Source organism: Vibrio marinisediminis, from assembly GCF_014050145.1.
Lineage (GTDB): Bacteria > Pseudomonadota > Gammaproteobacteria > Enterobacterales > Vibrionaceae > Vibrio > Vibrio marinisediminis.
In genome coordinates, this window is record NZ_JACFYF010000208.1 from 1 (window position 1) to 283 (window position 283).

The following is a 283-nucleotide window of genomic DNA, read 5'->3' on the forward strand; positions in this document are numbered from 1 at the left end:
CAATCCCGGCAGTACTGATTCCCCGGTATCCTTCGAGTCGCGCTACGGCAACTATATCGGTGGCGAGTTCGTTCCGCCGGTCAAGGGGCAGTACTTCGACAACGTCAGCCCGGTCAACGGCGAGGTATTCTGCGAGATTCCCCGCTCCGGCGCCGAGGATATCGACAAGGCGCTGGATGCGGCGCATGCCGCGGCACCGGCCTGGGGCAAGACCTCCGCCGCGGAGCGCTCCAATGTACTGCTCAGGATCGCCGATCGCATCGAGCAGAATATCGAGATGCTG

Annotated in this window: 1 protein-coding gene; it reads left to right on the forward strand. The window is 62.9% G+C overall.

Annotated elements, in window-relative coordinates:
• Positions 1-283, forward strand: a 283-nt coding sequence (locus H2O73_RS20930; protein WP_182110790.1) for an aldehyde dehydrogenase family protein, incomplete at both ends; no start/stop codon positions are given.